Here is a 12,146-nt window from a genome sequence, read left to right on the forward strand (position 1 = left end):
TATTCCATGATACTTTTAAAAGGTATATAGAAATTTTTCTTAGTGGAAAGAGAATTTTTGATTATAAAACAAAACTCCAAGAAATTACCCAAGACCGTTTTAAACAATTACCAGTATATGATACTGTATCACAAAAAAATAAATTTATAACAACACTTTATATAGATGGTAAAATTTATTCAAAAGCTGAGGGCTTTTCAAAAAAAGAGTCAGAAAAATTGGCAGCAAAAATTGCTTATGAAAAATTAAAGGAGGAGGAATTTCATGAGTGAAAAGGATATAAAAAAATCTAATTTTAGTGAAAATAATTATGAAATGAATTGGGAAAGATATGAAAAGGCTTTATCAAAAGTTTTGCAGAACTTTGCAAACAAAGGATATGAGAAAGTCACAATCGAAGAACTTTGGGTTGAAACATCACTACCAAAAGATTTGTTATTAGAACTAATTAAGGAAAGAAATATAGTATTTCCAGAAGAAATTAAAGAAATAAAATACAAAAATGATACAATTTGGAGCTCAAACAAAGAATGATCAATGCATTTTTAACAATTTTACCACCATTTTTGATTATAATAGTGGGGTATATTTTTGGTAGAATTTTTCCTTACGATATAAAGATTATATCTAAAATTTCTTTATGGATAATGGCAAGTGTTTTGTCATTTACATTTATAAATGATTATCCTCCGAAATTATCATATCTTAAATCTTACGGATTAGGAATACTATTCCTATTTATCTTGTTTTATATTTTATCATTTGCATTTAAAAAGGATAGATTTTTAATTTTGACAAATAGTATATACATTAACACGGGATACCTTGGGTATCCCATTTTGTATTCTATTTGGGGAGAACAAGCTATGTCATATGGCGTTATTTATTCTGTAATTAATATGCTTGTTGCCTCAATTGTTTTACCCTCTTTTATTGGAGAAAAAATTAATTTCAAAAACATACTTAAGTTACCATACCTTTATGTGATAACTTTTGCTTATCTTTTGTCTATTTTTGGTATTAGCTATAAACAACTTCCTGTCCCCTTCCTTGAAACAATAAATATGCTTAAAAATTCTGCAATTCCATTTCTTTTAATATTTACTGGTCTTTCACTATCGAAAATTAAGATTAAAAGTGTAAATTTTTATACAGTTATATTTTCAACTATAATTAGACTAATTTTATATCCAGTTTTTGCCTTAATTTTCGTTTTTTTTTCAAAAATGGATAATGAATTTGCAAGAGTGTTCGTATTAGAAAGCGCTATGCCCACAGCTATTAACAGTGTTATATTAATTGATGCAATTACTGGTGATGCTTCTAAAATAAGTCTTACTGTTGCCATTACAACTCTTCTTTCTGCATTTACTATTCCTGTTTGGATTATTGTTTTAGAAAGAATTTTATAATATTCTTTTATTTCTAATTTTGTTTAATTAATTTCAAAAAAATAAATTTATCACAAAAATTCACAAGTTTGATACTTTTCAAATGGTAATACTTTGTGATATAATTTACTTGAGAAAGAAAAAACATAAAGGATATGATAGCTCGTTTATGGGGATAGAATGTGAAAAAAATCGTTAATACAGATCTAAGGAGGGATATGATGGCAAAAATTTTTTTGAATGGAAAGGAGTATGAAGTTCCAGATAATTTGACCGTATTAGAGGCAGCTCAGAAACTTGGTATGGAAATCCCAACTTTGTGTCATCATCCAGAGCTAGAACCAATAGGAGCTTGTAGAGTTTGTGTCGTAGAAATCGAGGGTGCTAGAACACTTCAACCTGCATGTACAACCAAAGTATATGACGGAATTAAAATAAATACGAATTCTGAAAGAGTAGAAAATGCTGTAAAGTTTAATTTATCACTTATAATGGCAAATCACCCAAACGATTGTATGTATTGTGAAGCGGATCAAAGATGTGAACTAAAAAGGCTTGTTCAAAAATATAATATTAGACCTGTATTTAAAGTCTCGGACCTTCCAGATGTATTTGATGATAGCAGTCCTTCAATTCAAAGAGATCTTTCTAGATGTATAAAATGCCAAAGATGTGTAAGAGTTTGTAGTGAAATTCAAGGAATGAATATCTACTCCATGATCGAAAGAGGTTATAAAACCATTCCTCAAACTGCATTTGATATGCCTGTTTATGAAACTAACTGTATTTCATGCGGACAATGTGCATACCTTTGTCCAGTTGGCGCAATTTATGAAACTCCCGATTGGAGAAAAGTACTCAAAATATTAGATAAAAAAGATAACAAAATTTTAGTCGCCCAAACAGCTCCTTCAGTAAGAGTTGCAATAGGTGAAGAATTTGGTATGGAACCAGGTTCAGTAAGTACGGGTAAGATGGTTGCTGCAATTCGAAAATTAGGATTTGATTATGTTTTTGATACAAACTTTGCTGCTGACTTGACAATTATGGAAGAAGGCACAGAACTTATTGGGAGAATAAAAGATGGTGGGCCATTTCCAATGTTTACAAGTTGTTGTCCAGGTTGGATTAACCTATTAGAAAAAGAATATCCTGAATTTATCAACAATGCTTCAAGTGCGAAATCTCCTCAACAAATGATGAGTTCTATTGTTAAAACATACTTTGCTAAAAAGATTGGGGTAGATCCAGAAGATATAATTATGGTATCTATTATGCCATGTACTGCAAAGAAAGATGAAATTACAAGGCCACAACAAAAGATAAAATTAGAAGATGGAAGAGAAATTAAAACAACAGATTATGTTATTACAACAAGAGAACTTGCAAAACTTATAAAGATGAAACAAATCAATTTTATTGGGCTCGATGATGAAGACTTTGATAATCCACTTGGAACTTCTACTGGTGCCGGTGCAATTTTTGGTGTTACTGGTGGGGTTATGGAAGCTGCTCTTAGAACAGCATATGAAATTATTACAAACAAAAAATTACCAAAACTTGAATTCAATGCAGTAAGAGGATTAGATGGTATTAGAGAAGCTGAAATTGATATAGAAGGTAAAAAATTAAAAGTTGCAATTGCACATGGAACTGCAAACGTAAAAAAACTTCTAGACGATATAAGAGACGGAGTAAGATATTATGACTTTATTGAAATAATGGCATGTCCTGGTGGATGTATAGGTGGTGGTGGACAACCAAAGAGCCTAGATCCAGATATTCTCAAAAAGCGTGCTTCGGCAATCTACTCAATTGACGAACTTAGTACACTTAGAAGATCACATGAAAATCCAGATATTCAAAAGCTTTATGAAGAATTTCTTGAAAAACCAAATAGCCATATTGCTCACGAATTACTACACACTTACTATACAGATAGATCAGTTAAAAATAAAGTAGTTACAGAATAAGGTCCTTTAAAAGCTTTTAAAAATTAAATAAAATATTCCTTTCTGAGGTTGAGGGAAGTTTATCCTGACACCAAGGAAAGGGGAAAAAGCTAGAAAATGCTAATAATGCATTAATTTTCCCCTTTCCTTGGAAAATAAAAAGGAAAGGGGATTTTTATATGGAAAGGTTTTATACAGTAGACATTATTGTTACAAATAGAGATGATGCATATGAAAACGTGAATCAAATTTTACATGATTTTTCAAGGTATATTAAACTTAGAGTTGGGTATCCAATAGAAAGCGAAAATATGGCAGTAATCTTTGTCCTCTTTAAAGCTACAAACGACATATTGGGAAGTTTTACTGGAAAATTAGGACAAATAAAAAATGTGAAAGTAAAAAGTATTCCAATTACAAAGGGGTGAAAGTATGTATGTGTTTATTAAAGAAAAAGATACACAAAAAACTTTTATCGATGAAAAAAAGATAAAAGAAAATCTATCCTCAAATCTTAATCCAGATAGTGAAAAAATACGCAATATATTACAAAAATCTCTCAATAAACAAAGACTTGATCCAGATGAAGTTGCTACTCTTTTGAATGCAAAAGATGAAAAGCAATGGGAGGAAATATTTGAGGCAGCAAGAACTTTAAAGGAAAAAGTATATGGTAACAGAATAGTTTTGTTTGCACCACTATACATTGGAAATGATTGTATCAATGATTGTGAATATTGTGGTTTTAGAATATCAAATAAAGAGGTTGTAAGGAAAACACTTTCCTTTGAAAAATTGAAAGAAGAAGTAAAAGCACTAGTTTCAAAAGGCCACAAACGCTTAATTGTAGTATATGGAGAACATCCAAAATATTCCCCTGAATTTATAGCTAAAACAATTGATATTATTTATAATACCAAACATGGTAACGGCGAAATTAGAAGAGTAAATGTTAATGCTGCTCCTCAAACTGTTGAAGGATATAAAATCATAAAAGAGGTGGGAATAGGTACATACCAGATCTTTCAAGAAACCTATCACTATCCAACATACAAAAAGCTCCACCCTCGCGGCCCAAAATCCAATTTTGCATGGAGATTGTATGGGCTTGACAGGGCAATGCTTGCTGGAATAGATGATGTTGGAATAGGTGCTTTATTTGGACTATATGATTGGAAATTTGAAGTAATGGGATTAATATATCACACCTTACATCTTGAAGAACGCTTTGGAGTAGGACCACACACAATTTCATTCCCAAGAATAGAGCCAGCAGTTGGAACACCTATAGCCGAAAGACCTCCTTATCAAGTTAGTGATGAAGATTTTAAAAAATTAGTTGCCGTTCTAAGACTTGCTGTTCCATATACTGGTTTAATTTTAACAGCAAGAGAACCGGCAGATCTCAGAAGGGAAGTTTTAAAACTTGGTGTATCTCAAATTGATGCAGGATCTAGCATAGGTGTTGGTTCATATTCTGAAACTGATCCAGAGGTGATAAGAAAGAGTCAGTTTATCTTAGGAGATACACGAACACTTGATGAGGTGATTTACGAACTTCTAAAAGAAGAGTATATACCTTCTTTCTGTACTGCTTGTTATAGAGCAGGAAGAACAGGAGAACACTTTATGGAATTTGCAATTCCCGGATTTGTCAAAAGATTTTGTACCCCCAACGCTCTTTTTACATTGAATGAGTACTTAAATGATTACGCGTCAGAAAAGACTTATAAGGAAGGAAAAAAAGTTTTGGAGAAAGAAATTAAAAAAATAGATGAAAAGCAGAAAAAGATTGTTTTAGATGGTTTAGAAAGAATAAACAAGGGGGACCGAGATGTCAGATTGTAATTTAAAGAGCATCTTAGAAAAAATTGCAAGAAAGTATAATTGCAAAATTTGGATCAACAAAAAAATAGGCCGTAGAATATCTTTTATAGAAAAAGCAGGGAATGAATATTATTTACCACCAATGGTGGTATATGAAGATGATAAATTTATAATTTTTGTCGAGAATTTAAAAAGAAGTGATGAAGAATTTAAAAAGCTTATTCAAGAGGTGGTTGATTGTGCACGAAATAATTAAGAAATTAAGAAAAGACTCTCTTACCATTGAAGAACTTGCGCATATAATTGAAAATGAGAAATATGATGAAGAGATATTAAATTATGCAAATGAAATTAGAGAAAAATATGTTGGAAATGAAGTTCATGTCAGGGCAATTATTGAATTTTCAAATTATTGCCGTATGGATTGTTTATATTGCGGTCTGAGGGCTCCAAATAAAAATATTAAAAGATATAGAATGAAAATTGATGAAATAATTGAAAGGGCAAAATTAATTGCTGAAAGAGGTATAAAAACCGTTGTATTGCAATCCGGTGAGGATACATATTATACAAAGGAAATTATGTCTAATTTAATAAAAGAAATAAAAAAGTTAGATGTTGCAATAACTTTAAGTATCGGTGAAAGAGAGTTTGATGAATATAAGGCATGGAAAGAAGCAGGAGCAGATAGATACTTAATGAGACACGAAACTGCAGATGAAGCGTTATACAATAAACTCCATCCAAGTGATACTTTTGAAAATAGAAAAAGACACTTGTTTAAATTAAAAGAATTAGGTTACGAAGTAGGTGCAGGATGTATGGTTGGACTTCCCGGGCAGGGCCCCATTGAACTTGCAAAAGATCTTATTTTTTTAAGAGATCTAGATTCAGATATGATAGGAATTGGTCCTTTTATACCAAATCCAGATACACCATTGAAAGACGAAAAAGGCGGTGATCTAAAGACAACGTTAAAAATCATAGCTCTTGCACGAATTTTAATCCCAACAGCAAATATTCCGGCAACTACTGCGATGGGAAGCTTGCATCCTTTTGGAAGACAATTAGCATTAAAATATGGGGCTAATGTAATTATGCCAAACTTAACTCCAAATCCATATAGACCAAATTATACATTATATCCAAATAAGATATGCTTATTTGAAGCAGATACAAGTTGTATTGAATGTACAAGAGCAATGATAAAAAGTTTAAATAGGGAAGTTGGAAAAAGCTATGGATTTAGGGTTAAAGCATCATAGACTTTTTCTCCATTTATAAATACCATTTCAAGTTTTTCCAAATTTTTGTCTTTGAATACAATAAAATCCGCTTTATAATTGGGCTTTAAAAGCCCAATTTTTTCATTAATCATATTTCCAGAATATTCAGTATATAATTTAATACTATCTTCAAATGAAAAGCCTAACTTTAAGGCACTTGAAATAATATATTTAGGATCAATAGGAGAAACAGGCCCATCACTTGAAAATGAAATTAAATAGCCCTCATCAAACATTCTTTTGAATGGATAGAGCATTAATCCTGATGTGTCGATGTTTTCTAAAATTTTTTGATCTTCAAAGTAAAAATGAGGTTGAACCGAAAATTTAAAATTTTTTAATTTTTCAAAATCTTTTTCTTTAATAAGCTGTGCGTGAATTATTCTATGGTTATTGTACCTTCCAAAAAGTTCTATAAGTCTTGATATTGCTTCATCTCCAATTGCATGAACACAAACTTGTACATTATTTTTTTCTGCAAAATCTAAAATCAATTTAAAATTTTCTGGTAAAGTATATGCTCCATAATTTTTTGAGTTTTTATATGGTCTTGACAAAAAAGCCGTTTCCCCACCTAATGAACCATCTGCAAAAAGTTTTATCCCAAAAATCTTTGAAATACCATATTCCTTGTTGAATTCGTAATTCCAAGGTGTCTCCGTAAATAACTTTTCATATATTCTCAGCTTACTATCATTTAAAAGTTTTAATAATGTTTCAAAGCTAATTCCATGTAAATCATCTGAATGTACACTAGTTATTCCTTTAGAAATAAATTCATATTCTCCAGTCTTAAAAGCCTTAATATAGTATTCTTCGGGAAGTAATCGCCAAATTTTTTCTAAATCATTTTCATAGATAAAATAATCATTAAATCCTAGTATCTTTTGAGCATATTTATTTAGATATGCAACATGTCCACAAACCCTAATTAAAATCACAGGCTTTGTTATTGAATCAAAAAGGTATTTATCATTAATTTCAGTCCAGCCACGTCCAAGTATTATTTCTTCGCTAGATGAAAATACTTCATCTTGAAAATTATTACTATTTAAATTAAGCATTAATTTGCTTAACCCTACTCCTAATACATGAGCATGGGAATCAGAAAAACCTGGAAGGATGTATTTCCCCTCCAGGTCTATTTCTTGGGCACAATTTTTACAATCATCAACAAATATTCCATTTTTTACATACAAATCATTCTTTAAAAAACGTCCATTATCCCATACAAATGCATTTTTAATTTTTATCATGATAGTAATGCAGTTAACTCAACCAATTCCATATTTAGAGATTTTTTCTGTTTAAGAACTTCGTCCAGTTTAACAGGCACAATTTTACCACCTTGTAGTGCAGTCATAATGTAGCTGTTTCCACGTTTTAAAAATTCCACAGCGGCAACTCCCATTCTTGATGCGAGTAACCTATCAAAAGCTGTAGGTGAACCTCCTCTTTGAATATGCCCCAAAATTGTTATTCTTGTTTCATATCCAATCCTATGTTCTAAATGCCTTGCAACTGTATAAGCACTTGCAGCACCTTCAGCTACAACAACGATACAATTAATTTTTCCTCTTTCCCTTTCTTTCAAAATTTTATTTCCTAATGCTTCATAATTTACGGGAATTTCTGGAATTACTATTGCCTCAGCACCAGTTACAAGACCAGCAACTGTTGCAATATATCCGGATGACCTTCCCATAACTTCAACAATAAATGCTCTCTCGTGAGAAGATGCAGTGTCTTTTAACTTTTGAATTGCATCAACAACTGTATTTAAACAAGTATCAACACCAATACTCATGTCAGTCATTGCAATATCATTATCAATTGTGCCTGGAATACCTACTACTGGCACCTTTTGTTCTTCTTCAAGAAACATTGCACCATGTAAACTCCCCTCACCGCCAATCACAATTAATCCTTCTACACCATGTTTTGCAAGGATTTTTGCAGCTTCTTGTCTTGTCTCTTTTCTCACAAATTCTGGACATCTACTACTTCTAAGAATCGTTCCACCTTTTTCCATTATTCCACCAACGGATGCAAAATCCATTTCTATAAAATCTTCATCCAAAAGTCCAGCGTAGCCTCTTTGAATTCCAAGAACTTGAATGTCATTTCTTACAGCATAACGAACTACAGCACGAATGGCGGCATTCATTCCAGGGGCATCTCCACCACTAGTCATAACAGCAATTTTTTTCATAAAATGCCTCCTTACTCATAAAATTAGTTTACATATAATATAATACCACAAAATAAGGTATTTTCAATAAATAGTGGTGGATAATTAACAATTTTTACGAATTTATGCCAATAATAAGCCTTACTTTTTTTATTACTTCCTGTGGATTTCTTGCAAAAACTCTTATCATTGCTTCTTTACCCCAAAATCCTTTGTCGTATATTACATCTGGAGGTGTATCTAAATTTTCAATAATACTATTTATTCCCCATTTTAATGATTGTCCCTCTATATTTTTAAATTCTTCTGGTTCCTTTTCACGTTTTAACTCGTAAACTTTTAAACCATATCTTTTAGCATTTTCAATATAATCTTCTTCATATCTTACATTGGTTGTGCATCTCATGTAGGGAAATTTCTTCATCATTTCAATCGTCATTCTGGCAGTATGAGATTTTCCTTCAAAAGTTGCTTTTCCAATAAAATATGGTTTGTCATTGACTAATCTTATTCTTCCGGGAAATTTTGCGACTTCTTCTTCATTTTTTGCTCCCATAATTGCATATGAAACGTTTTGCCCAACTTCTGGAATTGTATATCTACCAATTTCCATAATGTCTAACATTATTTTATTAAGTTCATCCAAGGTTTCATATTTTATCCAATCGCTTGAAAGCTTTTCCACTTCAACTCTTTGTGATGATCTTTTTAAAACTTTTAAAATTATATTCCCGGCTTCTTTTATTGCTTCTTCAGCAGGATATCCTTTTAAAACTAAGCACGAAAAGAGAGTTGTAAATACACAACCTGTGCCTCTAAAGTTACCATTTAATCTTTCATGGTAAAATTCTTTTCCTTTATAGGTTATTTTTATATACTCGCCTTCTAAATGCCCACCAGTAATAATCATATTATCAAATTTTCCTATTTTTTCTGCCTCTTCACTATTTACAACAACAAAGTCAGAAAGTTTAATATAGTTTTTAACTATATTTTCATCTAAAAATTTCAAGCCGTTTGATGATTGTAAAACAGGATTCCAAACAATTATTGTATCTTTATATATATCTCTAAGTTTTTCTATAATCTCAGGATTTGCAATTCCAACTTTTATAATTCCAACATCATCAAAGTATTTAATTTCTTCAAGAATCTCATTTGTATCTCTAAATCTTACACTTAATGATTTTGTTAATGTCTGAACGGTAAATGCACTTACTGTTGAATATATACTTACTCCCATAGCTGTTGCTACTGATATATCTTGAATCAATCCAGCCCCAGATGATGGGTCAAGCCCAGAAATGATTAACATTTTTTTCATTAAATCACCCCCAAAAATTTTAAAAGTTTATCCAAATCTTTATTGCATTGTGGCGTAGATTCAATAACAATATCTGCATCTAATTTCATAATTAGTTTTAGTAATTCAATATAGTATTTATTTTCACTCCAAGGTTTGTGATGACATATTTTATAAATCTTTTTATCTGCATAGTAAATGTGGAATTCTTCAATATATTCTTCCAAGAATTCAATAAATTTAAAAGGATTTATTCTCTCATCCAAAAGAAGATGTCCAATATCTATACATAGTTTTAAATTTAAATCTTGACATAAATTTTTATAGTCTTTTTCACTATAAAAAAATTTATTTCCATAAGTATTTTCAATTCTTATTTTTATAATACTGCTTAGTTCTTCCAAAAGAAATAAATTTTTATTCCAATCATCATTTTGAAGCGCATCCGGATAATGGACTATTAAATATTCTGACTTTATTTGTTTTGCAAAATACGCACTTCTTAAAATTTTAGAAAATGTAAAATGGTAATCTGAATGTGTTAATTTTGGATGATTTTTCAATTTAAAGATAAATGGTGAATGGACTCCTATGGATTTACCTTTTATAACATTTAAATTGTTAATATACTTTGGATCTATAAATCCAATTTCAAATAGATTTGAAAATTTAAATTTTTCTGTTAAATATTTGATCATCCTTAAATCACTTTTTACAACACTCGTAGATACTCCCAGCCTTTGCATATTATTCTTCTAAATACTCCTCTACAACTTTAAGAGCACAAAATGGGCCACACATAGAACAACCTTTTCCTGAGTAGGGGCGAGCACTCAAATATCTTTCAACAATTTCTTTATCAAGTGATACTTCTTTTATCCCTTGCCAATCTAAATTTTTCCTTGAAATTGCTAATCTGTAATTTTCATCAATAAACTTTCCTCTTGAAAAATCTGCAGCCATAGCAGCAATTTTTGCAGCAATAACACCTTTTTTTACATCTTCAACATTTGGCAAAGATAAATGTTCTGAAGGAGTCACATAACAAATAAAGTCTGCTCCACTTCTTGCAGCAATTGCTGCTCCTATTGCAGAAGTTATATGATCATAACCAGGAGCAATATCTAATACTATAGGGCCAAGTAAGAATACCGGTGAATTTTTTCCATATTTTTTCATTAAATTTACTGTTGTTTCTATCTGATCAAGTGGAACATGACCTGGACCTTCTAACATTACTTGAACATTCTTTTTTCTAGCCTTTTCAACCAATTCTTCAAATATAAACCATTCTTCTAATTGTAATCTGTCTAAAGAATCAAATAAGTTCCCTGGTCTTAATGAATCACCAAGACTTAAAGTTACATCGTATTCTCTTGCAATATCAAGTACTTCATCAAAGTATTTGTAAAACGGATTTTCTAGATTGTTTTTAATTATCCATCCTGCAATAATTGATCCACCTCTACTAACTATTTTCATTATTCTTTTTGAGCTTTTTAATTTTTTAACGATATCTTTAGTTATACTTATATGTAAGGTCACGAAATCCACACCTTGTTTTGCATGTTTCTCAAATATTTTTAAGAAATCTTTTTCACTAAAATCAACAACATTCTTTTTTTTCTGATAAGAAATTACAGCTGCATCATAAATTGGAACAGTTCCAACGGGAATATCTGAATTCTTAATTATGAATTCTCTTTGCTCATCTAGATTCCCCCATGTTGAAAGTAACATAACACTATTTGCTCCCACAGCTTTGGCAGTATTAAATTTCTCTTTTTCATATTCAAAATCATCATATCCAAATGATGTTCCAATATTTGCGTTTACTTTTACAGTTAAACCTTCACCAATTCCCATAAACTTTTTTAATGACGTATGATTTTTATTGTGCGGAATTACAATTTTTCCATTCAATAATCCTTCTATAATTTTATTTACACTAACATTTTCATGCTCAGCAATTTTTTCTATTTCACTACATTTTTCACCATTTTTAACCTTTTCAATTAGCGTCATTATTTCACCTCTATGGATAATTTTTCTAATATTTTATTTGCAACTTTTAAACCTGATTTAATCATCCCGCCGAAAATTGGTCCCATTCTGGGGCCACCACCTACTGAAACTGCAGCCATTCCCATTACGTAAAGTCCTGGGAAAACTTCTTTAGTATTTTCAACTACAAAT

The 12,146-nt window shown here is 30.8% G+C and carries 13 protein-coding genes and 1 pseudogene; 8 read left to right on the plus strand and 6 right to left on the minus strand.

Annotation, left to right across the window (positions count from 1 at the left end; all coding sequences use genetic code 11):
- The 8 genes from JG780_RS08415 to hydE form a co-directional block, all read left to right on the plus strand.
- Positions 1-272: putative dsRNA-binding protein (locus tag JG780_RS08415; RefSeq protein ID WP_287570098.1), on the plus strand; the 272-nt coding region annotated here is incomplete at its 5' end.
- Entirely contained in the window at positions 265-534 is a 270-nt protein-coding gene (locus JG780_RS08420) for a hypothetical protein (RefSeq protein ID WP_114702463.1), read from the plus strand. The genes JG780_RS08415 and JG780_RS08420, both read left to right, overlap by 8 nt.
- A complete protein-coding gene (locus tag JG780_RS08425; RefSeq protein WP_287570100.1) occupies positions 531-1,412 on the plus strand; it encodes an AEC family transporter in 882 nt (293 codons plus the stop codon). The genes JG780_RS08420 and JG780_RS08425 overlap by 4 nt, the downstream gene beginning before the upstream one ends.
- Before the next feature lie 200 nt (positions 1,413-1,612).
- Positions 1,613-3,364 carry an NADH-dependent [FeFe] hydrogenase, group A6 gene (locus tag JG780_RS08430; protein ID WP_012580432.1) on the plus strand — a complete coding sequence of 584 codons (1,752 nt, stop codon included), beginning with the start codon at positions 1,613-1,615 and terminating at the stop codon, positions 3,362-3,364.
- A 158-nt stretch (positions 3,365-3,522) separates the two neighbouring features.
- Positions 3,523-3,771 (plus strand): TM1266 family iron-only hydrogenase system putative regulator, encoded by a 249-nt coding sequence (locus tag JG780_RS08435; protein WP_287570103.1) that lies wholly within the window; start codon positions 3,523-3,525, stop codon positions 3,769-3,771.
- Between the two features lie 4 nt (positions 3,772-3,775).
- Complete coding sequence (hydG, locus tag JG780_RS08440; RefSeq protein WP_114702466.1) at positions 3,776-5,191, plus strand: [FeFe] hydrogenase H-cluster radical SAM maturase HydG; 1,416 nt, start codon at positions 3,776-3,778, stop codon at positions 5,189-5,191.
- Positions 5,178-5,426 (plus strand): hypothetical protein, encoded by a 249-nt coding sequence (locus tag JG780_RS08445; RefSeq protein WP_012580429.1) that lies wholly within the window; start codon positions 5,178-5,180, stop codon positions 5,424-5,426. Before hydG ends, JG780_RS08445 begins: the two co-directional genes overlap by 14 nt.
- Positions 5,410-6,435, plus strand: a complete 1,026-nt coding sequence (hydE, locus tag JG780_RS08450) for a [FeFe] hydrogenase H-cluster radical SAM maturase HydE (protein WP_287570105.1) — start codon at positions 5,410-5,412, stop codon at positions 6,433-6,435. The genes JG780_RS08445 and hydE overlap by 17 nt, the downstream gene beginning before the upstream one ends.
- On the opposite strand, the gene JG780_RS08455 is transcribed toward hydE, so the two are convergent.
- The 6 genes and pseudogenes from JG780_RS08455 to JG780_RS08480 form a co-directional block, all read right to left on the minus strand.
- Complete coding sequence (locus JG780_RS08455; protein ID WP_287570107.1) at positions 6,408-7,712, minus strand: amidohydrolase; 1,305 nt, start codon at positions 7,710-7,712, stop codon at positions 6,408-6,410. The genes hydE and JG780_RS08455 overlap by 28 nt on opposite strands.
- The gene (pfkA, locus tag JG780_RS08460) at positions 7,709-8,668 is read right to left on the minus strand and encodes a 6-phosphofructokinase (RefSeq protein WP_287570108.1); all 960 of its coding nucleotides are present in this window, start codon (positions 8,666-8,668) and stop codon (positions 7,709-7,711) included. Before pfkA ends, JG780_RS08455 begins: the two co-directional genes overlap by 4 nt.
- Positions 8,669-8,762: 94 nt before the next feature.
- On the minus strand, positions 8,763-9,971 hold the full coding sequence (locus JG780_RS08465; RefSeq protein WP_114702469.1) for a thiamine-phosphate synthase family protein: 1,209 nt from the start codon (positions 9,969-9,971) through the stop codon (positions 8,763-8,765).
- A complete protein-coding gene (locus tag JG780_RS08470) occupies positions 9,971-10,696 on the minus strand; it encodes an IolE/MocC family protein (protein ID WP_287570110.1) in 726 nt (241 codons plus the stop codon). The genes JG780_RS08465 and JG780_RS08470 overlap by 1 nt, the downstream gene beginning before the upstream one ends.
- Before the next feature lies 1 nt (position 10,697).
- Entirely contained in the window at positions 10,698-11,975 is a 1,278-nt protein-coding gene (thiC, locus tag JG780_RS08475; RefSeq protein WP_287570113.1) for a phosphomethylpyrimidine synthase ThiC, read from the minus strand.
- Positions 11,975-12,146: pseudogene (locus JG780_RS08480) on the minus strand (sulfide-dependent adenosine diphosphate thiazole synthase); the annotation flags it as partial. The gene thiC and the pseudogene JG780_RS08480, both read right to left, overlap by 1 nt.

Source organism: Thermosipho sp. (in: thermotogales) (assembly GCF_020054775.1).
In the GTDB taxonomy this organism is placed as follows: Bacteria; Thermotogota; Thermotogae; order Thermotogales; family Fervidobacteriaceae; genus Thermosipho; species Thermosipho africanus.

Coding starts and splice junctions, on each gene's coding strand:
- JG780_RS08420 (WP_114702463.1), top strand. CDS start 265: ATGAGTGAAAAGGATATAAAAAAATCTAATTTTAGTGAAAATAATTAT.
- JG780_RS08425 (WP_287570100.1), top strand. CDS start 531: ATGATCAATGCATTTTTAACAATTTTACCACCATTTTTGATTATAATA.
- JG780_RS08430 (WP_012580432.1), top strand. CDS start 1,613: ATGGCAAAAATTTTTTTGAATGGAAAGGAGTATGAAGTTCCAGATAAT.
- JG780_RS08435 (WP_287570103.1), top strand. CDS start 3,523: ATGGAAAGGTTTTATACAGTAGACATTATTGTTACAAATAGAGATGAT.
- hydG (WP_114702466.1), top strand. CDS start 3,776: ATGTATGTGTTTATTAAAGAAAAAGATACACAAAAAACTTTTATCGAT.
- JG780_RS08445 (WP_012580429.1), top strand. CDS start 5,178: ATGTCAGATTGTAATTTAAAGAGCATCTTAGAAAAAATTGCAAGAAAG.
- JG780_RS08455 (WP_287570107.1), bottom strand. CDS start 7,712: ATGATAAAAATTAAAAATGCATTTGTATGGGATAATGGACGTTTTTTA.
- pfkA (WP_287570108.1), bottom strand. CDS start 8,668: ATGAAAAAAATTGCTGTTATGACTAGTGGTGGAGATGCCCCTGGAATG.
- JG780_RS08465 (WP_114702469.1), bottom strand. CDS start 9,971: ATGAAAAAAATGTTAATCATTTCTGGGCTTGACCCATCATCTGGGGCT.
- JG780_RS08470 (WP_287570110.1), bottom strand. CDS start 10,696: ATGCAAAGGCTGGGAGTATCTACGAGTGTTGTAAAAAGTGATTTAAGG.
- thiC (WP_287570113.1), bottom strand. CDS start 11,975: ATGACGCTAATTGAAAAGGTTAAAAATGGTGAAAAATGTAGTGAAATA.